The sequence below is a fragment of the Methanoculleus sp. genome, assembly GCF_020696975.1.
In the GTDB taxonomy this organism is placed as follows: Archaea; Halobacteriota; Methanomicrobia; order Methanomicrobiales; family Methanoculleaceae; genus Methanoculleus.
The window spans coordinates 26,796-49,033 of record NZ_JAJGBK010000023.1 but is presented as its reverse complement, the minus strand read 5'-3'; the positions used below and the strand labels follow the sequence as shown (position 1 = coordinate 49,033).

At 59.5% G+C, this 22,238-nt stretch carries 14 protein-coding genes, 1 tRNA gene and 3 rRNA genes; 8 read left to right on the top strand and 10 right to left on the bottom strand.

The window, feature by feature from the left end; translation table 11 throughout:
• Positions 1-20: 20 nt before the first annotated feature.
• A complete protein-coding gene (gene cofG / locus QZ650_RS07230; protein ID WP_292516863.1) occupies positions 21-1,016 on the bottom strand; it encodes a 7,8-didemethyl-8-hydroxy-5-deazariboflavin synthase subunit CofG in 996 nt (331 codons plus the stop codon).
• 111 nt (positions 1,017-1,127) lie between these two features.
• Here cofG and cofC point away from each other — a divergent pair, with 111 nt between their 5' ends.
• Positions 1,128-1,775, top strand: a complete 648-nt coding sequence (gene cofC, locus QZ650_RS07225; RefSeq protein ID WP_292516860.1) for a 2-phospho-L-lactate guanylyltransferase — start codon at positions 1,128-1,130, stop codon at positions 1,773-1,775.
• Here cofC and cofE read toward each other — a convergent pair.
• From cofE to glyA, 4 genes are read right to left on the bottom strand one after another with little or no spacing between them, the layout of a single operon-like run.
• On the bottom strand, positions 1,701-2,507 hold the full coding sequence (gene cofE, locus QZ650_RS07220; protein ID WP_292516856.1) for a coenzyme F420-0:L-glutamate ligase: 807 nt from the start codon (positions 2,505-2,507) through the stop codon (positions 1,701-1,703). The two genes, cofC and cofE, sit on opposite strands and share 75 nt — an antisense overlap.
• Entirely contained in the window at positions 2,504-3,322 is an 819-nt protein-coding gene (gene folP, locus QZ650_RS07215; protein WP_292516852.1) for a dihydropteroate synthase, read from the bottom strand. The genes cofE and folP overlap by 4 nt, the downstream gene beginning before the upstream one ends.
• Positions 3,295-4,149 (bottom strand): bifunctional methylenetetrahydrofolate dehydrogenase/methenyltetrahydrofolate cyclohydrolase FolD, encoded by an 855-nt coding sequence (gene folD / locus QZ650_RS07210; protein ID WP_292516849.1) that lies wholly within the window; start codon positions 4,147-4,149, stop codon positions 3,295-3,297. Before folD ends, folP begins: the two co-directional genes overlap by 28 nt.
• Positions 4,146-5,417, bottom strand: a complete 1,272-nt coding sequence (gene glyA / locus QZ650_RS07205) for a serine hydroxymethyltransferase (protein ID WP_292516846.1) — start codon at positions 5,415-5,417, stop codon at positions 4,146-4,148. Before glyA ends, folD begins: the two co-directional genes overlap by 4 nt.
• A gap of 188 nt (positions 5,418-5,605) precedes the next feature.
• Here glyA and QZ650_RS07200 point away from each other — a divergent pair, with 188 nt between their 5' ends.
• From QZ650_RS07200 to rrf, 7 genes are all read left to right on the top strand, one after another.
• A complete protein-coding gene (locus tag QZ650_RS07200) occupies positions 5,606-6,247 on the top strand; it encodes a hypothetical protein (protein WP_292516843.1) in 642 nt (213 codons plus the stop codon).
• A gap of 17 nt (positions 6,248-6,264) precedes the next feature.
• Complete coding sequence (smc, locus tag QZ650_RS07195; RefSeq protein WP_292516840.1) at positions 6,265-9,708, top strand: chromosome segregation protein SMC; 3,444 nt, start codon at positions 6,265-6,267, stop codon at positions 9,706-9,708.
• Positions 9,701-10,471: a segregation/condensation protein A gene (locus QZ650_RS07190; protein ID WP_292516837.1), complete on the top strand. Its 771-nt coding sequence runs from the start codon at positions 9,701-9,703 to the stop codon at positions 10,469-10,471. Before smc ends, QZ650_RS07190 begins: the two co-directional genes overlap by 8 nt.
• Before the next feature lie 834 nt (positions 10,472-11,305).
• A 16S ribosomal RNA gene (locus QZ650_RS07185) occupies positions 11,306-12,772 on the top strand.
• A gap of 70 nt (positions 12,773-12,842) precedes the next feature.
• Positions 12,843-12,915, top strand: a tRNA-Ala gene (locus QZ650_RS07180).
• Positions 12,916-13,044: 129 nt separating this feature from the next.
• Positions 13,045-15,975: ribosomal RNA gene (locus QZ650_RS07175) — 23S ribosomal RNA — on the top strand.
• Positions 15,976-16,018: 43 nt separating this feature from the next.
• A 5S ribosomal RNA gene (gene rrf / locus QZ650_RS07170) occupies positions 16,019-16,140 on the top strand.
• The 16S, 23S and 5S rRNA genes sit together here with 1 tRNA gene alongside, the layout of an rRNA operon.
• 157 nt (positions 16,141-16,297) lie before the next feature.
• Here the strand turns inward: rrf and QZ650_RS07165 are convergent.
• From QZ650_RS07165 to QZ650_RS07145, 5 genes are all read right to left on the bottom strand, one after another.
• A complete protein-coding gene (locus QZ650_RS07165; RefSeq protein WP_292520506.1) occupies positions 16,298-16,930 on the bottom strand; it encodes a fasciclin domain-containing protein in 633 nt (210 codons plus the stop codon).
• Between the two features lie 111 nt (positions 16,931-17,041).
• Positions 17,042-18,505: a thioredoxin-like domain-containing protein gene (locus QZ650_RS07160; protein ID WP_292520504.1), complete on the bottom strand. Its 1,464-nt coding sequence runs from the start codon at positions 18,503-18,505 to the stop codon at positions 17,042-17,044.
• A gap of 67 nt (positions 18,506-18,572) precedes the next feature.
• On the bottom strand, positions 18,573-19,469 hold the full coding sequence (locus QZ650_RS07155; RefSeq protein WP_292520502.1) for a hypothetical protein: 897 nt from the start codon (positions 19,467-19,469) through the stop codon (positions 18,573-18,575).
• Between the two features lie 702 nt (positions 19,470-20,171).
• Positions 20,172-21,083: a UbiA family prenyltransferase gene (locus QZ650_RS07150; protein ID WP_292520500.1), complete on the bottom strand. Its 912-nt coding sequence runs from the start codon at positions 21,081-21,083 to the stop codon at positions 20,172-20,174.
• A gap of 280 nt (positions 21,084-21,363) precedes the next feature.
• Positions 21,364-22,191 carry a transcriptional regulator FilR1 domain-containing protein gene (locus tag QZ650_RS07145; RefSeq protein ID WP_292520498.1) on the bottom strand — a complete coding sequence of 276 codons (828 nt, stop codon included), beginning with the start codon at positions 22,189-22,191 and terminating at the stop codon, positions 21,364-21,366.
• Positions 22,192-22,238 lie beyond the last annotated feature (47 nt).

The window sequence follows — 22,238 nt, the reverse complement described above, 5'->3', positions numbered from 1 at the left end:
TGTCGGGATAAATGATGAGGTTATGCACCCCGACGCCGGTCTGGTGCCGCAATCCTCTCTGCGAGGCGCCGGATCAGGGGTTCGAGCAGGGAGGAATACCATCCCTTCTCGATATACTGCGGGTAAATGCAGAGCCGCTCCCGGAGGTCGGCGTCCCCGGCCACCCGTTTGAGTTCCTCGATCTGCGGCCAGGGGTGCTCGGGGTTGACGTAATCGATTGTGAGCGGGGAGACCCCGCCGAGGTCGTCCACGCCGTACCGTACCAGATCGTGCGCGTCCGCGAGGTTCGGGGGTATCTGGACCGCCACATCGGCCGGGAGGATCTCCCGGGCAAGGGATATCGTCGCACGGAATTCGTCCGTCCCGGGTACCGGGGAGTCCTCCATCGGCGTCCCCGGCTTCGGGCAGAAGTTCTGGATGATCACCTCCTGGATGTGGCCGTATCGGCGGTGAAGATCACTGATGGCCCTGAGCGACTCCTCGCGGTCCTCCATCGTCTCGCCGATCCCGATCAGGATGCCGGTCGTGAACGGTATCGAGAGTTTTCCGGCGTTCTCGATCATATCGAGCCGGACCGCCGGGTCTTTTCCGGGGGAGTCCCGGTGCGCGGGGACGTTGGCGGTCGTCTCAAGCATCAGTCCCATACTCGCGTTCACCTGCCGGAGGCGGTCGAGTTCTTCGTAGGAGAGGATGCCGGCGTTGGTGTGCGGGAGGAGCCCCCGCCGGATGGCGGCAAGGGAGAGGTCGTAGACGTAGTCGAGGATATCCGCGTAGCCGAGTCTCGCAAGTTCCGCGGCAAAGCCGGGCACCGTGCCGGGCCGCTCCCCGAACGTGAAGAGCGCTTCCGTGCAGCTGAGGCCGGCACCCCTTTCCAGGGTCCGGAGCGCCTCATCGGGGGGCATAATGCACCCCTCCCGCACCGGGGTCCGGAAACAGCAGTAGCCGCAACGGTTGGCGCAGGCTGTCGTTAAGGGGAGGAATACGTTCCTTGAAAAGGTGATCACGCGGCGGTGCATGGGTATATGTCGGCACCCCCGAACATGAACTTTAGGGCGGGTCGCTAGGGCGGGTCGCGTGGAGCATCCGTAACGATGCCTTTTTGATACCGTCCCGACAACCGTTTCACAATGTACTTTCACGCACTCATTCCCTTTAAGCCGGTAAACCCTAAAACGCGCCTCTCCTGCATACTTAGCCAGGACGAACGAGAGGCGTTCGCCCGGGCGATGCTTGAAGACGTGATCACCGCTGTGCTGAAGTCCGGGTGCAGCGCCACCCTGCTCTGCACCCATCCCTTCAAGCACGAGAACGCACTCATTGCCGTCAGGAAAGAGTCATTGAACGAAGCGATCAACTGGGCGCTCGGACAGTTCCATTGCCCGGCGCTCATCATCATGGCCGACCTCCCCCTGGTGACGGCCGGGGACATCCAGCGGCTGATCCGCACCGAGAAGGATATGGCTATTGTCCCGGGACGTGGCGGCGGAACGAACGTCATATTCTTAAAGAAGCCCAAATGCTTCCACGCCGACTTTTACGGGGCAAGTTTCATCGACCACCTGCGGGTTGCAGAGGAGTGCGGCTTCTCCGTCGAGGTGATCGACTCGTTTCGGATGTCGACCGATATCGACGAGAAAGAAGACCTGGTCGAGATCCTCATCCACGGAAAAGGGAGGAAGAGCAGGGAATACCTGGAGAACTCAGGGTTCTCTCTTGTCATCGACGAGAAGGGACGGGTCGGCGTGCAGCGCGACTCCCATAAAGAGACACTCTGAAGCGTCGATGGTGGCAACCCCGGCGTAGTCGCCGACGGGAAGCCCGATCCCCCGCACCACGGCTGCGGGGACGCACTCGCCTGCCTCCCCCATCACGAGTTCAGCGGCGGATGCGATGCAGTCCGCCACCGCCCGCTTCGTGACCTCGAGTTCGCGGCCGAAGATATCCTTTTTTCCGCGCTCGTCGACCACCGACGGGATGCCCGAACACCCGATGGCAACCCCGCTGCACCCGAGGCGCATCGCGTGTGTCCGTGAATCGACGATGATAACCGCGACGTCCGCCCTCGACCGATCTGTTATCGCGGCGCGGATCCGTGCTGCGGATGCGTCGGGGTTGATGGGGAGGAGGACGACGGAACCGGGCGGGGCGTTCGAGGCGTCGATCCCCGCGTTCGGGAGGAGCGTTCCGTTCTTCATGCTGAGCAGGAACCCCGGGATACCTCCGACGATCTGGTCGCTCTCCCGGAGCACCACCTCGGCAACGCGAGGGTCCATCCGGTACTTCTCGGCGAGCCGGAGCGCCTCTGCCGACGGCTCGATATCAGCAAGCCGCGTGACCTGTCCTTCGGCGGTGGCCACAGCGGACTCCGCAATGACCACGATATCCCCCGCCTCAAAGCCCCGGCACTCCTGGTCTTTCACGGCCGAGAGAAGGTGCGCCGCGATGTCGTCGCCGGCACGGATCAGGGGAGTTGCAAGCCCGTACACTGAGAATGATGGTGTCGTCATACTTTCCTCATCTTCGCATAAACCTGCAGGAGGTCGGCGGTCTCGCCGACATCGTGGCTCCGCACGATGGCCGCACCCCGCTCGACCAGCATCGCCGTGAGCGCGAGTGAGCCTGCGAGCCGCTCCTCGGGAACCCTTTCGAGCAGGTCCCCGATGAACGTCTTTCGCGAGACCGCGGCGAGCACCGGGCGGCCGAAGGCGGAGAACCTCTCAAAGTTCCGGCAGAGTTCCCAGTCGTCCTCGTTCTTCCTTTCCGGGACCCATCTCCCGACCGCAGGGTCGAGGACATACTCGTCGATCCCGTAACGCGCGCACCGGGTCACGACCGTCTCGAGCGCCGAGAGGGTGGCGGCAAGCCCGACGGCGTCGCCGGGTTCCCTGAAACTCGCCATCACAAATGCCGGCAGCCCGGAGTCGGCGACCGCCCGTGCGTAACGCTCGTCGGCAAGCCCGGAGATGTCGTTTATTGCATGGATGTCGTGGCGGAGGCAGACCTCGAGCACCTCCGGGTGCCGCGTGTCCACCGAGATGGTGATGCCGGTCCCGTCAAGCTCCGAGAGCGCCGCGTCCACCCGTGCCGCCTCCTCGGCGGGGGTGAGGGGGGGAGACCCCGGGGCTGTACTCCGCGCCCCGAGGTCGATCATATCGGCGCCCTGGTCCCGCATGGCAAGAGCACGGTCGTAGAGCCTCCCTGTCGGGGTGTACGAGCCCCGGTAGAACGACTCGGGGCTGCAGTTGATGATGCCCATCAGGCGGACCGGAGCGTCGCCGCCGATCCGGAGGCGGTTTACAACCGTGCAGTGTCGTTGCAGCATGTCATCAGCTTGGCAGCCCTGAAGGTATTCTCCATCAGCGTCGCGATTGTCATGGGACCGACGCCGCCGGGGACCGGGGTTATTGCTCCGGCTTGTTCGCGCACCGCCTCGAAGTCGACGTCGCCGCAGAGTTTGCCCTGCTCGTCGTAGTTGATGCCGACATCGATGACCGTCGCTCCTTTCTTCACCATATCAGGTCCGACAAACTTCGCTCTTCCGACCGCGCTGACGAGAATATCGGCGTTCTTCATCTCGTCCGCGAGGTTCTTCGTCTTTGAGTGGCAGATGGTGACGGTTGCGTCGGCGTTCAGGAGCAGGATGGCCATGGGCCTTCCTACGTCGATGCTCCGGCCGACAACCACCACCCGCTCTCCTGCAATCGGGATCTTATACTCCTCGAGGATTGTCATGATCCCCTGCGGGGTGCAGGGGGCAAAGACCGGGTTCCCGGCCAGCAGCCGTCCGAGGCTGCAGGGGTGGAACCCGTCCACGTCTTTCTCGGGGGCGACCGCCTCGATGACGCGGGTGGTGTCCACCCCGGACGGGAGCGGCAGCTGGACCAGGATCCCGTTGATGTCCGGGTCATTGTTGAGGCGGTTAACCGCCTCGAGCACCCGCTCGGTGGAGGCATCCGCAGGAAGCTCGATCCCGACCGATCCGATGCCGACCCGTTCGCACGCCCGGTGTTTCATCCGGACGTACATCTGCGATGCAGGGTCTTCGCCGACGATAACGGTTGCCAGGCGCGGGTAGAGCCCGGACTCTTCTATCCTCTCCTTAAGGAGCTCAAGCCTCTTTTCCGAGACTGCTTTGCCATCAAGTATCATGCGACTTCAGGGTAGAGGGGATACTTGCTCGCGAGGGCAATAACCTCTTCCCTCACTTCGGTGATTGCCTTCTTTGAGGTCTTATCTCTCGCGATATCCTTGACGACACGGGCGATCCAGTGGCCGATCTGCTTCATCTCTTCCTCTTTCATGCCGCGGGAGGTGACGGCCGGGGTGCCGATTCTGAGGCCGCTCGTCACGAAGGGGCTGAGCTGTTCGCGGGGGATGGTGTTCTTGTTCACGGTGATGCCCGCCTCGCCGAGCGCGACCTCGGCCGCAAGGCCTGTGAGGTGCTCGTGGTTTGTGGAGACCCCGGTCAGGTCGAGCAGGATTAAGTGGTTGTCGGTGCCGCCGGAGACGAGGTCGAGCCCTTCCTCTGCGAGGACATCCGCCATCGTCTGCGCGTTCTTGACGACCTGCCTGCAGTAGTCCTTGTATGCAGGGGTCAGCGCCTCCTTGAAGCAGACTGCCTTTGCTGTGATGGTGTGCATCAGCGGACCACCCTGCATGCCCGGGAAGATAGACTTGTCGATTGCGGCAGCATCCTCCTTGCTGCACATGATGGCCCCGCCGCGGGGACCCCGCAGGGTCTTGTGCGTCGTCGTCGTCACGATGTCGACGACCCCGACCGGAGAGTTGTGGTATCCGGTCGCGCAGAGTCCGGCGATATGGGCGATGTCGGCCATGCACCGTGCACCGACGCTCTCCGCGACTTCCTGGAACGCCTTGAAGTCAATCTCGCGCGGGTAGGCGCTCGCACCGCAGACGATCATCTGGGGCTTCACAATCCGTGCCATCTCCTCGATCGCCGCGTAGTCGAGCGTCTCCGTCTTGGGGTCGACACCGTAGTGGAATATGGAGTACCAGCGCCCGGTGATGTTGACCGGCGAGCCGTGAGAGAGGTGGCCGCCCTGGGTGAGGCTCTGGCTCATGATCTTGTCCTTGTAGGCAAGGTAGGCGAAGTAGACCGCCTGGTTTGCCTGACTCCCGGAGTGCGGCTGGACGTTTGCGTGCTCAGCGCCGAAGAGCTGGCACAGCCGGTCGCGCGCCAGGTTCTCTACGACGTCGTGGAACTCGCAGCCGCCGTAGTAACGCTTGCTGGGATACCCCTCGGCGTACTTATTGGTCATGATAGAGCCCATCGCCTCGAGAACCGCCTTGCTGACGACGTTCTCTGATGCAATCAGCTCCAATCCATTGATCTGACGCAGGCGCTCTTTCTCGATGAGGCCTGCGATTTCTGGATCGAAGTTTGCCAGATGAGACATGCAGAAAAAGGTTGCTTTGGTGAGGTAATATTCTTTCTTTTGCACATTTCGTTTATAGTGGCTGGTTATCGGGTGGCTGCTGCTTTTTCATCCGTTGCTCCCCGGATAAAATGTAATACTTCTTCATTTCGAGGATCTATAGTAATATTATTACGTAAATATTATCAAGGATTAATTTGAGGGAGATCATGGCGCAGAAAGATGCGAGGATACGGTTCCTTGAGCGAGAACTCGCGGAACGCGAGAAGGAGATGGAGACGATGAAGGAGTATGATCAGCTGGCGGTGCCGGAGGTGAGGGAGGAGTGTCCGGATGCCGAAGACGAGCGCCTGCACGAACTGGACCGGAGAGTCCGGGACCTCGAAGCCCTGGTGAAAGGCCTGATGGCGGAGGTTCTGGATCTCAAATCTGTGACCATGAAACTCTCGCGGGATGCGGATGAACGCAGGAAGGTGCCTGTAGCGGCAGAGGAGAGGAAGACGGGGGTCACGCTCAGGGCGGAGCCCCGCGCCGGTCCCGAGCCCCGGCCTGCCCGTGCCGCCGAACCCCGGAGTCCCATGCGGCCGGTGGAGAAGCAACAGCCTGAGAGGGCCGCGCCGAACGATGCGGACCTGGAACTGATCATGCAGAACGATGGGACGCTCAGACCGGAGCCGAGGAGGTCCTCTGAGTATATCGTCGCGAGCACCCGAACGGGAACGGTCCCGGTGCAGGGTCGGAGGAAGGGCGGCAGGCCGTCTGATCGGACAGTTTTTGTGGAACAGAAGAAGCGTGAGATTGACGATGTCATCCAGGCCGAAGAGGATGACACGGTCGACCTTGATCGGTAGAGAAGGGAGCCTGATCCTTGTACATCACGCAGCTTGAGATCGACAACTTCAAGTCTTTCGCGAGGAAGACGAAAATTCCTTTTTTTGAAGGATTCACTGTCGTTTCAGGCCCGAACGGTTCCGGGAAGAGCAACATCATCGACAGCATCCTCTTTGTCCTGGCCCTCTCGGGTGCGCGAGGGCTGCGGGCCGAGAAGCTGACCGATCTCATCAACGTCAACTCGGGGAAGAACACCGCCGAGGTGACGATCACGTTCTCGGACGGCACGACGATCCGCCGCCGGATCAAGCGGACGCCGACGGGCTACTACAGTTACAACTACTTAAACGACCGTCTCTGCAAGCAGGCTGATGTCATCGAACTCCTGGCGAAACTCGGGATCAAGCCGGAGGGCTACAATGTCGTGATGCAGGGTGATATCACCCGTATCATGGAGATGAGCGATGGAGAGCGCCGCAAGATCATCGATGAGATAGCGGGCGTCGCCGAGTTTGATCACAAGCGTGACCAGGCGCTCTCTGAACTTGAGGTGGTCCGGGAACGGATCGAGCGTGAGGGGATCCTTCTTGCCGAACTGGTAGCGAGGCTGGATGCGCTCCAGCATGAGCGCGAGCAGGCTATGGAGTACCGGCGATGGCAGGAGGAACTCGAGCACCTTACGCGGTGCCGGGGAGCGGCGCTCGTCCGGCAGAAGGAAGGGGAGATCGGTACCCTCCACGATCTCGCGCGCGACCAGCAGGCTGCGCTCGAGCGCACCGCCGGGGAGGCGGAGGCTCTCCGGGCAAGCCTCGAGGAGGCGCGCGAACGCCAGCGCGCCGTCGATGAAGAGATAAACCACAAGAGCGGGCCTGAGTACCTTGAACTCGTCGGGCGGCTCGAGGAGGCGCGGGGCGGTATCAAACTCGCCGAAAAGACCATCGAGCGCCTGAAAGCCGGCCGGGAAGAGAACCTTGAGACAGCCCAGCGGGTCTACATGGACAGCAGGCGCGCCGAGGCAAAGGTCGAGGAGTGCGCCGGGCAGATCCGCAACCTCTCGATCGACCGGGCGAATCTCGCCATGGAGCTTACGACGCAGCGCGAACAGATGCGGGCGGTCGAGGAGCGGATAGCAGGCGAGAGTAAAGAGGTTGAGGGGGTAAAGGACCAGCTCTTCGGCAGGTTGCAGGACCTTGAGAGCCAGAAGGAACTCCGGGCGAAGATCCTTCGCGAGCAGGACATCTTCATCGAGAAGAGCCGGATGCGGACGTCGGAGCGTGAGCGCCTGGAGGTGCGGGTCCGGCAGATCGAGGAGGAACTGGCGAACAAACAGGCGCAGGTCGCGGACTACTCTTCCTGCATGGCCGACTGCGAGGCACAGAAACGCCAGATCGAGCGCGACCTCTCCGAGGCCGAGAGTGCGCTCTTTGCGCGACGGTCGACGCTTGAGCGGCTAAAGAAGGAGATCCGGGAGAACGAGCAGAGCCTGATGCGTTTTGAGGCGCAGCAGCAGGCGCAGGGCGATGCCGGCGGGAGGGCGATGGACGTCGTCCTCGGGATGGAGGGTGTCCACGGCACCGTTGCGCAGCTCGGCCGGGCGCCGCCGGAGTACGCGACCGCGCTCGATGTGGCGGCGATGGGCCGGCTCCGCTGGGTGGTTGTCGATACCGATGCGGTGGCGTCCGATGCGATCCGCTACTTAAAAGAGAACCGTCTCGGGCGGGTCACCTTCCTGCCGCTCAACAAACTCCGGCCGCCGATCCTCTCGCCGCTGGAGGCGGACCCGGGCATCGTCGGCTACGCGGTCGACTTGCTCGAGTTCGACCCGGTGTTTGACCGCGCATTCCGGGTCGTCTTCGGCGCGACGGTGGTGGTGGATACCCTTGAGCGGGCGCGCCGGCTGATGGGCCGGTACAAGATGGTCACGCTCGACGGGGACTTCGTCGAGAGGAGCGGCGCCATGACCGGCGGTTCCCAGACCCGGAAGGTCCGGGGGTTCGGGGTGGCGGTCGACGACGAGATCATGCGGGTCCGCGCGACGCTTGCCGGCCTCGAGGCGGAGGCGGGGGAGATCGATGCGTCCATACGCCGGTTTGCGGCGGTTGCCGAGGCCAGACGGGCGGAACGAAGCGGGATCGATGAGCAGGTTGCGCGTTACCGCATGCTTGTGGAAGAGTTCCAGAAGCGCACCGAAGTCCTCACCGGGGAACGCCAGACCCTGGAAGCGACCCTGCAGGAGATGCTTGATGCCGCGAAGACCGGCGGTGAGGAGCTCGCGCGGCTTGAGGTGGATCTCGAGCGGACTACCGGTGAGATCGCGCGGCTCTCAGCGGAGGTTGACGATCTCAAGAAGAAACTTGACGATACCGAGATTCCCGCTCTCACCGAGCAGTATGAAGGGTATCGGAAGTCTGTTGAGGATCTCGAGCGACGGCTCCGGAACAAGGACGCAGATATCACCGACGCCAAGCGCGAGCGGCAGCACTTTGCAAACCGCATGGAGGAACTTGCCGCGGAGCGCAGCCGCCTCGAAGCAAAGAACCAGGAGATCGATGCCGATATCACGGCAGCCGGGGAGCAGATCGAGAACCAGCGTCGCCTGATCGTCCAGCTCGAGGCGCGCCAGAAGGAGTTCTCTGACGAACTCGCCGATCTCCGCGGCGAACGCGACCGTATCCTCGATGAGATACGGACGCTCGATCGGCAGGCTCTCGAACGCTCGGGTGCGATGGAGCGCATCCGGATGCAGATTGACGCTCTTGCGGAGCGGGAACGATCGCTCTTGGCGGAACTCGAGGCGCTCCGGGAGCAGGCCGGCGATGTGGAGACGGATCTGGACCTCAACGCGATCGATTCCGGGATCGCGGGGGCCGAACAGGCGTTAAAGAAGATCGGCGCGGTGAACATGCTTGCGATCGAGGAGTGCGACCGGGTCGCGGCGCGCGTCGAGGAGCGGACCACGAAGAAGGAGGTGCTCTCGCGGGAGCGGACGATGCTTCTTGAGCGGATCGAGAAGTACGAGCAGATGAAGTACGAGGCCTTCATGACCGCATTCAATGCTATCGATACGAACTTCCGGGAGATCTTCGCGCGGCTGACCGATGGGAGCGGGAGACTGGTTCTTGACAATGAGGAGGACCCATTCTCGGGCGGCATGACGTTTGCGGTCCAGCCGCGCGGCAAGAAGGTTCACCTCCTTTCCGCACTCTCCGGCGGCGAGAAGTCGCTCACCACGCTTGCGTTCATCTTCTCTATCCAGCAGTACATGCCCGCGCCGTTTTATGCGCTGGATGAGGTGGATATGTTCCTGGATGGGAGTAACGTCGGCAGGATCGCCGCCATGATCAGCGATCTGACCGGGAATGCGCAGTCGATCATCGTCTCGCTCCGAAAACCGATGATCGAGCGCGCCGACCGGATTGTGGGTGTGACGATCCGCCCGGACAAGAGCACGTACGTGACCGGTGTGCAGAACAATGGATGAGGAGCCTGTTGAGATCCTGGTCGGCATGGCCGAGCGGGGTGAGATCGATCCCTGGAACATCGATATCGTGGATGTGACGGACCGGTTCCTCGCTGAACTCGACCGGCGAAAAGAACTGGATCTGCGGGTCTCGGGGAGGACGCTCTTTTATGCAGCCTGCCTGCTGCGCCTGAAGTCGGAACACCTCGAGGGCCGGGACGACGAGGATGAGGAGTTTGCTCCTGATGAGGAAGACGATGATCTCGTGGATCTCGACTTCGGTTTCGAGTCGGATGGTGATATCGAGCCGATTGGCCGCCTGGAGCGGGAGATCCAGCGTCGCCTGGGGCGAAAGAACCTGCGCGAACGTCCACCGGTTACGCTCTACGAACTCATCAAGCAGTTGAAGACGGCGGAGAAGGAGCAGCGGCGGAGGCAGCGGCGGCGGACGCCCGTGGTCCGGGAACCGGACCTTGACCTCAGCGCAGAGGATGTTGTGGCAGTGGCGCACGACGAGGGATACCAGAAAGCGGTCTCGATCGTGATGAGAGGGTTCCAGGAGGCCGCGCGCGAGGGGGGTGTCCTGACGCTCGACGCCCTCTCGAAGGCTATGGGGCAGTCCCGGCGCGAGGTCTACATCCCGCTCCTGTTTCTTATGCTGGAGGGGAAACTTGCCCTCTGGCAGGACGAGTTCTTCGGCGAGATCTACGTCGGCGACCGGATCCTCTCCCGGAGTGCGGATCCGAATGCCTGCGAGGGGGCGCTCCCCGCGGGCGAAGAGTGAGCGCGGCTGATTGCTGTTTTACGGGGTTCCCACCCCATGTGGGGCTGTGCCTCTCCGCGCGCGCGGCAGTATGTCCGCGCTCGGTTTATATGCCTGTCTCTCGGGATGGTGGGTATGGGCTGGTTTACGGTCGTATGCCGGCTTTCTGTCCTCCGGCAGGGTAAATGTATAAATACCCGTGAGGTCAACATCATATGGTCAGATCGGGAGCAATTCTCGTCGTGAATTCTGTATTTGTGTGCAGAATTCGCTTCGCTCTCGGCACTTATGGGGGTTCGAGCCGGGTGCTCGGATCCGACGGGGCGGGGAAATGTTTATATAGCATTGGGGGCAATATAGTAAGGCTGTGTTGTCCGGGCCTCAGGCCGTGCAGCCCCCTCGGGGCGGTCTGGTCTGTGCCCCCTCAACTGCTGTGAGGGTCCAAGTTTCGGCTTGGTCCTGATGCGGGTTGACAATGTTTATATGGTCCGAAGTTCAACATATGTTCTCACGCGACGTGTTTCGCCGGGAATGTGTTGAACTCCCGGCGAAACACCTGAAGCAGGAACATAATGTTTATATGCAATGAAGAACAAACATTATTTCCTGCGCAGGGGGCCGGTCTCGGCCTGATTCCCTGCATCCAAAGGACATGAAGGTTCGAGGTTCTCGCCTCGAATCCGATGCAGGAAGCAATGTGTGGATACACAAAATAATCATTGTCTTCCTGTTTGATGGAGAATCAACACGACCGCGCTGTGACGCGGGTTGGTTCTGACGTTGGCATTGGCAATGCGGAAATTTGTTCAGTAACCGCTAATTCCTCCCAAGTTTAGTAGTGTGCATTACTTCCAAATTCTGGTTGATCCTGCCAGAGGTCACTGCTATCGGGGTTCGATTAAGCCATGCGAGTCGAGAGGGTTCGGCCCTCGGCGTACTGCTCAGTAACACGTGGATAACCTGCCCTAAGGAAGGGGATACCCCCGGGAAACTGGGGATAATACCCTATAGGATACCGACGCTGGAATGCCCGGTATCCGAAAGTTCCGGCGCCTTAGGATGGATCTGCGGCCGATTAGGTTGTTGTCGGGGTAATGGCCCAACAAGCCGATAATCGGTACGGGTTGTGGGAGCAAGAGCCCGGAGTTGGATTCTGAGACACGAATCCAGGCCCTACGGGGCGCAGCAGGCGCGAAAACTTTACAATGCGGGCAACCGTGATAAGGGAACCTCGAGTGCCCGTACATGCGGGCTGTCCAGGTGTCTAAAGCACACCTGAAGAAAGGGCCGGGCAAGACCGGTGCCAGCCGCCGCGGTAATACCGGCGGCTCGAGTGGTGGCCACTTTTATTGGGCTTAAAGCGTTCGTAGCTGGGTCGGTAAGTCTCTTGGGAAATCTGGCAGCTTAACTGTCAGGCGTCTAAGAGATACTGCTGATCTTGGAACCGGGAGAGGTGAGGGGTACTTCGGGGGTAGGAGTGAAATCCTGTAATCCTCGAGGGACCACCTGTGGCGAAGGCGCCTCACCAGAACGGCTTCGACAGTGAGGGACGAAAGCTGGGGGAGCAAACCGGATTAGATACCCGGGTAGTCCCAGCCGTAAACGATGTGCGTTAGGTGTATCAGTGACCACGAGTCACTGAGGTGCCGAAGGGAAACCGTGAAACGTACCGCCTGGGAAGTACGGTCGCAAGGCTGAAACTTAAAGGAATTGGCGGGGGAGCACCACAACAGGTGGAGCCTGCGGTTTAATTGGACTCAACGCCGGGAAGCTCACCGGATAAGACAGCGGAATGATTGCCGGGCTGAAGACTCTGCATGACTAGCTGAGAGGAGGTGCATGGCCGTCGTCAGTTCGTACTGTGAAGCATCCTGTTAAGTCAGGCAACGAGCGAGACCCACGCCAACAGTTGCCAGCATGATCTCCGGATTGATGGGGACACTGTTGGGACCGCCTCTGCTAAAGGGGAGGAAGGAATGGGCAACGGTAGGTCAGCATGCCCCGAATTATCCGGGCTACACGCGGGCTACAATGGGCAGGACAATGGGCATCGACGCCGAAAGGCGAAGGCAATCTCCTAAACCTGTCCGTAGTTCGGATTGTGGGCTGCAACTCGCCCACATGAAGCTGGAATCTGTAGTAATCGCGTTTCAAAATAGCGCGGTGAATGTGTCCCTGCTCCTTGCACACACCGCCCGTCAAACCACCCGAGTGGGGTTTGGATGAGGCTGCGGTCGTTGCCGCAGTCGAATCTAGGTTCCGCAAGGGGGGTTAAGTCGTAACAAGGTAGCCGTAGGGGAATCTGCGGCTGGATCACCTCCTAATGAAATTCACTTGGGAAAAAGCGGTTGCTGGACAAACTGCAAAATTGCCGATGTCAACCCGGAATCCGGGGCTCATAGCTCAGTTGGAAGAGCGCCGCCTTTGCGAGGCGGAGGCCGGGGGTTCAAATCCCCCTGAGTCCACTCGGCAGAAAGGGCGTCGCCCTTCCTGCCTTCCATGCACCCGACGACGCGAGTCATCGGGGAAGGGCTGAAGGTCACTGACCTGACGAGGCCGTGTACAGGTGCGTACTCTGGACGTTAAATGAGTTCAGCGGAACGGCGATATGCCTGTCAGTGGATGGCTCGGTTCGAGGGCCGAAGAAGGGCGTGCCAAGCTGCGATAAGCTCCGGGAAGACGCATGGAGTCTGTGATCCGGAGATCCCCGAATGAGTCTTCTTAACACTTCGGTGTTGATCCGTAAGGATCGGGAACCCCCCGAATTGAAACATCTTAGTAGGGGGAGGAAGAGAAATCAACCGAGATGTCGTTAGTAGAGGCGATCGAACACGACAGAGTTCAAACTGAATCCCGGCAACGGGAGATGTGGTGTCGTAAGCCTGCCGTCTGGACGTCAGGGTCAAGTGGAAGTCCTCTGGAATGGGGCACTAAAGAGGGTGATAGTCCCGTACACGTACCCCCCTGACGCCCTGGCAGTGTCTTGAGTACCGCGGGTCGGCATTCTCGCGGGAATCTGGGGGTCATCAACCTCCAAAACTAAATACTCCTCGAAACCGATAGCGCAGTAGTAGCGTGAGCGAAGGCTGAAAAGTAACCCTGGAAAGGTGGTTAAAAGCGCCTGAAACTGATAGGTGATGGTGAGTTGCGGCGCGAAAGGATCTTCCATGCGAAGGAACCCGTCGCGAGGCGGTAGTACGGGTGTGGTTGCCAGTGTCGTAACGTACGTTTTGAAGAACGGGCCAGAGAGTTTATTCTGTAGGCGAAGGTTAACCCAAAAGGGGAGCCAAAGGGAAACCAACAGGTCCGTAGCCTTCGGGCATGGGACGACGTATTAAACGTGCGTGGAGTCTGCAGGATAAGACCCGAAGCCTAGCGATCTATGCGTGGGCAGGTCGAAGCGTGCCGAAAGGCGCGTGGAGGACCGCAGGCGGTTTTGATATGCAAATCATTCGCGTGACCTGCGTATAGGAGTGAAAGATTAATCGAGCTGGGCATCCGCTGGTTCCTCTCGAAACATGCCGTAGCATGACCTGGCCAGAGGTAGACGGTGAGGTAGAGCACTGATTGGGGGAGCTGGGGGAGAAATCCCTCACCCCCCTGTCAAACTCCAAATTCCCCGTCGCCGAAGAAGGCTGGCAGTCCGCATTACGGGGTAAGCTTGTAATGCGTAAGGGAGACAACCCAGACCGTGGTTAATGTCCCTCAATGTAGGCTCAGTGTCAACACTGAAAGGCGTCCCAGGCCAAAGACAACTGGAAGGTGAGCTCAGAAGCAGCTATCCTTTAAAAAGTGCGTAACAGCTTACCAGTCGAGGTTTGGGGCACTGAAAATGGACGGGGCTTAAGCCTACTACAGATACCACGGACCACGCGCAAGCGTGACGGCGTAGAGAGGCGTGCTGCCTGGGTCGAAGCAGGGCCGTAAGGTCCTGTGGACCGGGTAGTAATGAGAATTCTGGCATTAGTAGAAGCAAAGTTGGGTGAGAATCCCAACCGCCGGAGGGGCTAGGTTTCCTCGGCAATGTTCGTCAGCCGAGGGTTAGTCGGTCCTAAGGTGTGTCGTAACTCGAACACATCAACAGGGAAACAGGTTAATATTCCTGTACCATGCGTCTGTAGCAGTTTACTGCCCTGACGCTTCGGGATATGCCGGGCAGGGTCGTCGCCCTGTCCAAGCGTTCAACCTTGTGGAGTACCGCCATGGTGAGAAGCAAGGGAAGGCGTGATGGAGTAATCCGGCAAATTCCTGGAGCCCGTGAAAAGGGAGACGTATGTCCGTACCGAGATCTGACACAGGTGCCCCTAGCTGAAAAGGCTAAGGCGTGTCGGTTTAATCGTGTTAAGGGAACTCGGCAAATTCGCCCCGTAACTTCGGGAGAAGGGGTGCCTGCCTGGCGATCAGGCAGGTCGCAGTGACCAGGGGACTCTGACTGTCTAATAACAACATAGGTGACTGCAACTCGGAAACGATTCGTATAGTCACTGATTCCTGCCCAGTGCGAGTATCTGAATCCCGGGCTCAACCGGACGAAGGACTCGTAAACGGCGGGGGTAACTATGACCCTCTTAAGGTAGCGTAGTACCTTGTCGCTTAATTGGCGACTTGCATGAATGGATTAACGAGAGTCCTACTGTCCCTAACACGAAGCCGTTGAACATTTTATCCTAGTGCAGAGACTAGGGACTCCAGATGGGAAGTGAAGACCCCGTGGAGCTTTACTGCAGCCTGTCGCTGTGTTACGGTATTCCTTGCGCAGCGTAGATGGGAGGCGTCGAACCACCCCTTCCGGGGGGTGGGGAGCCAACAATGAGACACCATCCTAGGTTTACTGTAACACTAACTCGATCTTCGAGGACAACGGTAGGTAGGCAGTTTGGGTGGGGCGCCACACCCTCGAAAAAATATCAAGGGTGCCCTATGGTCAACTCATGTGAGTCAGAAACTCACAGGAGAGTGTCAAGAGCATAAGTTGGCCTGACGCGATTTCACACAGCAAGAAATCGCGAGAGGAAACTCGGGTCTAACGAACCAATGAGCCTTATTGATGAGGGCCATTGACGACAGAAAAGCTACCCCGGGGATAACAGAGTCGTCGCCGGCAAGAGCACATATCGACCCGGCGGCTTGCTACCTCGATGTCGGTTCTTTCCATCCTGGCCGTGCAGCAGCGGCCAAGGGTGAGGTTGTTCGCCTATTAAAGGGGATCGTGAGCTGGGTTTAGACCGTCGTGAGACAGGTCGGTTACTATCTATCTGGAGTGTAAGGAGTCTGAAGGTAAGATGGAAATAGTACGAGAGGAACTTTCCGTCGTCGCCTCTGGTCGATCGGTTGTCCGACAGGGCACTGCCGAGCAGCTACGCGATAAGGGATAAAAGCTGAAAGCATCTAAGCTTGAAACCCGACCCGAAAAGAGACTCCGCTTGAGGACACGGGTAAAAGACCCGCTTGATAGGTCCGGGATGTAAGCACGAAGGCAACGACGTGTTCAGTCCGCGGATACTAACGTCCAATGCCGTCCGCTGAACTCAGACGAAATCCGGAGTACGCACCTGTTAAATCACTGGTAATAGCGGCCAGAGCAGAGGGGAAACACCTGGACCCATCTCGAACCCAGCAGTTAAGCCCTCTCACGTGCTGTGTGGTACTGAGGTGCGAGAGCCCTCGGGAAGCGCAATTCGCTGCTATTACCGTCCTTCCATTGGAAGACTGTTCTTATCTTACGTTATTGTGCTTACATTGTTCTCCAGTTCCTGCTTTGATGTAGACTCTCCTCGGGAACGTGGATTATTATTGCTTTCATTATATTCAGACCCGCGAGCCCCGGCGCCTTCTGCTCATCTCTCACTATTGAATCGCATCTACCGGCAGGTATCGGCCGGTTATCTTTGTTGTACCCGTTGTATTCGTCACGCTGCTGGTCTCCACCGGGGTCACGTCCGTTGCCGTCAGGATGACGCCCGGGGGTACCATCACGGCATCAATGACGTGAATGATGCCGTTCGTTGCCGGGATCTCGGTTCTGACTATCTCTGCGCCGTTCACCCATACCCTGTCACCTGCCGTATCCACAGCGATCGGGCTGCCCTGCACGGTTTCAATGGTCTCAATCGTGGCGATATCAGACGCCGTGTAACTGCCCGGGGCCATGTGGTAGAGCAGAACCTCGGCAAGGCTGCCCTTCGGGTCATTGAAGAGTCCTTCCATTACGGCACTCGGCACCCGGCGAAACACATCATCCGTGGGTGCAAAGACCGTGTATGGGCCCGGACCTGAGTATGCCCCTTCAAGTCCTGCAGTATCGATTGCGAGAAGAAGTGTTGAGAAGTTGCCGTCCTGCACCAGCACCTGCTCGATCGTCAGGTTCGTGCTGGCCGCCGCCCGGGCAGGCGTGCCGTTTGTCTGGTTCGTGGTCTCGTTCCCCGATGGAACCGTGCAGCCACAGATGAGAACCGCCGCTCCGATGATCAGAGCGATCATGAGATGTGTTACATTTGCTCGCATAGACCCCCCGAGAACGGCCCTTCAACCCCTCTCTCGCTTTACGCCTACATAAAGTATAGGTCTCCGGCCCCGGACGCTCATGCCCGCTCACCTCCAGAGCGCGAGCGTCGAGACCACGTGGCGGACCGGGTCATAGACTCTGATGATGTGGTTGCCGGTATCGGCGATGTACCAGAGCCCCCTGAAGTTGACCAGGCCGTCCGGTTCATTCAGTCTTGCGTCCCCCGATAACCCGTCCCGGTAACCGCGGCTGCCGCTCCCGACCCTGGTGAGAACCCAGCCGGTGGCCGGGTCGAACTCCTTGATCTTGTGGTTGGAGGTATCGGCCAGGTAGATCAGCCCCTGGTGGTAGGCTATGCCCATCGGGTGGTGGATGCGCGCCATCCGGGCGATGGTATCGAGATCGCCGAAATCTTCCGGGGAGTGCCCGACGAACGTCTCGACCATTCCCCGCTTTATCCGGCGGACGGCCGAAGCCCCGCTGTCGGCCACAAAGAGCGCCTCACCATCAGTGACGATCCCGGAGGGGCCGGCGAAGGCTGCCTTATCGCGCGGGCCATCGGCCAGTCCCTCCCGGCCGGACCCGGCGTAGGGTTCTATGACGTGGGTGGCAAGATCCATCCGCCAGACCTGGTTCGCGCCGGCCATCACAACGTAGAGGAAGCCGCCCATCAGCGTGAGGTCCCGGGGCGCGTTCAGCACGGTCTTTATGCCTGTCCCGCCTTTGCCGGGCGAGGGCGCGAGAAGTCCGGTCCCGGCGATCGTCGTGACCCTCCTCTCAGGCCAGGAGACCTGCCGGATCGTATGGTTCCCGGTATCCGCAACGTAGAGGATGCCAGCTTCTTCGTCAAAGACGAGTCCTTCCGGCAGGTAGAATGCAGCCTCATCGAACGGCCCGTCGGTGCTGCCGGCAGTCCCCGAGCCGATCGTCTCCAGGATCTTCCCGTCTCCGCTGGCGACGATGATCCGGTGATGGCCGGAATCGCTGATGAAGAGCCGCATACCCGTATTGTCTGCCGTGATCTTGCCGGGACGAAAGAGGGTCCCTCCCCCCGCCGTCTCAGGGACGGTCCCTGACTGTAGCGGCTTCCTCTCCAGCTGACCGCGCTGCTCGAACTCCTGCGCGATCCGCTTAATCTTCGGGTTGAGACGTCCGTAGAGCCCCTCCCCGGCGGTCTTTCCGACCACGTCTCCTCCCGGGTCGATGAGGACAAACGTCGGCCAGTCCCGGACGCCGAAGGCCTGCCAGAGGAGGCGATCGCGGTCGATGGCGACGGGGTGATCCGCCCCGGTACGGCGGACAGCCTCCCGGATATTTTCAGCGACGGCACCGGGTTCGAACCCGGGCGAGTGGACCTCGATGACCACCATCTCCGGGTGCTCCTCCTGGAGACGTCGGATATCCGGTGCCAGCTGCATGCAGTTTGAGCAGGCGAACGTTGCAAACGAGAGCAGCACTATCCTGCCGGCCAGGTCCCGGATGGAGAGGGGACGGTCGATGTTGAGCCATTCGAGACCCGGGGGGAAATCAGGTGCAGCCATCGGTTTCATGCGGCATCCTCTGGCGGTTCAGGATTATGAATGTTGGTGAGGATCCCGTCTGGATACCAGGGGATATTCACGCCGGCCGTCCTGCATACTCCACCTGCGGCGCGGCGAGCATCTCGTTGCAGAAGGCGATCGCCTCGGCAACCCTGTTCTTCTGGTAGACCGCAGGTTTGATGCAGGGCCTCTCCGGAGCCTCCCGAATGACCGAGAATACCTCCGGCCAGGGTATCGGATCGGTCGCTGACGGCGGTAAAAGGTCGTTGTGGATGTGGAAGGCCCGCAGGGCCTCCCGTGGGATCGCGCCGAGCGATCCCGGGAACTCATCCTTCCCGGCGGCGTAGAGGTGCCAGGGGTCGAGCGCAATCCCGGCGAGGTCGGCGATCTCCGGGTCGGCCTCCTTGAGCGTCGTCCAGAGTTTCCGCATCTGGCCGGCTGTGGAGATGCTCTGGTCACTGTGGTTCTCGACCAGCACCAGCGGTTCCACGCCGAAGGCGTTCCAGTGAGCGGTGATCAGAGTATGCATCGCCGAGACGATATCTGAGGGGGTGTTCTTCCGGTCGCCGGGGTGAATCTCCACGATGTCCGGTGGGACACCCAGGTAATCCTCGATCTCAAGGAGCATGTCCCCGAAGGCAATCACCCAGTCCTGGTCGCGCCACCGCAGTTCCGCCCTCACCCCCCGGCCGTGCTGGTCTTTCCGGGGGATGGCCGGTTCGGTATGCAGGACATACGCAAGGGATCCCGGGAGGCCCGTATCCTGCTCGTAGAGGTGCTCGACGGACGACCGGTTGAGCATGGACCCGATCTCCTGCCCGGTCCGTTCCACCTCCGTTCTGTTCTTGATAAAGTCGGCGGGAATCTCGACGAATGTGCAACCGAACGTTTCGGCGAGGTGCCAGCGTTCAAGGAGCCCGCCCCGCCGGGCTATTTCTGTGACGTTGGGGTAGATGTAGTCTGCACCTGGCATGCCAATCAGGCTACGCCATGGCAGGAGTGATACTAAAGTCTTGGGGGTCGGATGTTCTCCAGCCCGACGTGGCGGTTGAGGGCTGGCGACGCCGGATTGGCGGCGTTCTGGAAACAGTTCCGGGAGCGTCGTTTATATCGGTGCCGGCCCCGGGCATATGTCGGTATGGTCCCCCGTCTACGATCCGCTCATTCCGGCCGCTGTATACGATATCGTACAGTCGCCGGCGGGAGAGGCAAGATGGCTGGAGATGCCGCCTGAAAAAAGGTTGGCTGCAGGACTACCTGCGGTTATCGAGGTCTTTTGGACAGACAAACAGGATCGGTATGGGTGTATGGATGTAGGTGCAGTAGACCCGCCCGGGGTCGTAATACATGCATGAAGCGCATTCGAATCGTCGCGGTATCTCCCCTTTTTGTTGCGTTAACTCTTCGGATGCGGGATCGTACACGCAACCACCATCCTTACCTGGCATCTCCGGATCCAGCGATCCGTAATATTGGGTGCCGGTCTTACTCTTCAGCGGATCGATATCATTTGGTATACTCATTGCCGTACTATAAGATGCTCTTGGGCTGACAGACATTTGTTGCGCCGGTGAATGTTTATCACTCCGATTAAACCCCGGGGAGTTAGAGGGTGACTTGAAGCAGCATTGCCGTCGGGAACCCGGAAAATAAAGGTGGGACAGCAGAGCGACGCTTATAGCGCAAGATACGGCATTGTGAGGGTGAGCAGGCAGAGAACAACGGCCAGCAGGATGAACTCCCCGTCAGTAAACAGTTCGAAGAGGAGTTTCTCTGTCCCGAACCGCTGGAAGAACAGAAGGTATCCCAGGGTGTAGACAGTGCCTGCAACCAGCAGCAGTGCTGCACAGAAATCCAATAGGAGCCCGGCAGCGAGCACTAGCGCGACTCCGATGCTTATGTTCATCCCTGTAAGGAGAAGGAGCGTCCTTCGAGAACCGAGGATCGTCGGGATCGTCCTGACCCCGGACGCTGCATCCCCCTCAAGGTCGCGCATATCGTAAACCACTGTATTCGTGAAAGTCTGTAAAAGGAAGAAGACACCGACGATGCCGGTGGCGGGATCTGGAGGAAGGCCGGCGTGGCAGATCGGGAGGATAGTCGCGGGGATGGTCCAGGAGAACGCCACGATCAGGCTTTTCATGAAAGGCACCTCTTTCAGTCGCCGAAACCCAAACCGGGCGGGGAAGAGCGGCACGCTGTAGACGATCCCGGCGACCAAGGGGATCGTCGTGATGAGAAGGCTGCCGAACCCCTGAAGGGTGGAGAGGCAGAAGGCAACGACGAAGGCACAAATTGCAGAACGGAAGAGGATAAATTCGTATTTCTTCGTGAATGTATACCGTTCTGTGTGATTTATGGCGTCCTCGTCCTCGTCGGTCTTGCGGTTGAGGTTGTAGACGGCAAACACGACGAGCATCAGTATTGCCGTGGCAACCAGGTCGAAAGGGAGCCCCTGCAACAGGCATGAGATGTACACCATCGCCGCCATCATGGCAGCAGTATACAGGGAGCTGTAAACGATGAGATGGGCGGCGATCTGGTAGACCGGTTGAAACAGGTAGGCCCGATTGACAAATCCGAACATGAATTGGTTTTCTGGAGGTCGGCGAATATTTATTACGTCGATGAAAATTCATCACTCTGATGCATCCCGGCGTTCAAACGCAGTGTTCCGCAGGATTGGTGAGGTATGGCCTGGCATACGCGTTACTCTCCGGTCTATAGCGACGATTGTGTCAACTGCCCCCGACGTCGGGGGCCCCTTGGCCCACGATCCTTAAAATAGGGCCGCCTGGATCGTGGAAATGTTCAGTCTCCCGACCGATCGTGAAATGAGTGTTATGCTGCTTTAGGAGCTAAAAGGATTACCGGGGCATCTCCAGCAATATGGAGTCAGCTTTGTAATGCAGGAAGAGCCTCTCACCCCAGGTGACCGCCGCCGCATCGGTGCCGATGAGATCCGTAACGGCGTCGTACTTGCCCGTGTCGCGTCTGTACAGGCCCAATGAAAGATATCCATCGGTCACCGTCATCCCCAGGCGAACCGGCGAGGGGGAGACGTATATCTTGAAGTTTGCATACCCGCTCAGGGATTCCAGCATGGTACTATACGGTTCGGTGGCGAGTTTTTGAGCGAGTTCCTGGGAGACGACGAGTTCTCCGGGTTTGCCCTCCATAACAGCCTCTTTAATCGCATCTGCAAGAATGGGGCTCATAATCGATGTCACACCGTGTACCCAGGATGCTTTCCTGATTATTGCCTGAAATGATGCATACACTGCAAAAACATCCTCTTCGATGTTTCTTATCACCTCTGCACGATACAGGCGATCTATCGCGCACAGAAACTCGGGTGGTATGCCCTCGATCTCGTGCTCGACCCAGAACCCCCGGTGGCGCTGGAACACCCCCATAAGCGTTACCACTCGCTCAATCTCTGATTCGACGAGCCTGCCGATAGGGGTGAGCACATAGTCGCCTCGTACTGACTCGACATAATGCAGTGCCTCGAGGTGCCGGATCTTCGGGATGAGCGCCTGTGACGAACTCCCCGTGACGTCACGAAGGGCCGAGAGGGGTTTTGTCCCGTCCCCGAGGGCAAGCAGTACCTGCGTCAACAGTCTCGACCGGAAGATCGCCTGAACGTCGTCGTGAAACTTGTTGTAGATCTCCAGAGGGGGCGTCTCGTTCATACTCTTACAATAAGGGGTCGGGTCAACGATATCACCCTTTCTATTCC